1 protein-coding gene is annotated in these 219 nt (G+C 64.8%); it reads right to left on the bottom strand.

Translation table 11 applies throughout. The annotated features are described in order from the left end of the window. Positions 1-219 (bottom strand): Ig-like domain-containing protein (locus tag ACXAGA_RS16510; RefSeq protein WP_475118560.1); only part of this gene is annotated, 219 nt, incomplete at both ends.

Here is a 219-nt window from a genome sequence, read left to right as displayed (position 1 = left end):
TCTGGGTTGCGGTCGCGTTGCCTTCCGGCTGAACGGTTGTGGATGTGGCGGTGTAATTGCCATTGGCATCCGCGGTGACCTGCGCGGTCTCGCCATTGGGGAAGGTGATGTCGACGGTAGCAAACGGTTCTGCGGTGCCGGTGACGGTCAGCGTGCCGTCCGTGTTGCCGTCGCCCGCCACGATGGTCGGCGCCTCGGGGTTGGTGACGTCGTCATAGG

Source organism: Marivivens sp. ABH4_498 (assembly GCF_056160585.1).
Note: the sequence above shows the minus strand (reverse complement) of the source record. Positions and strands in the feature narration are given on the sequence as shown.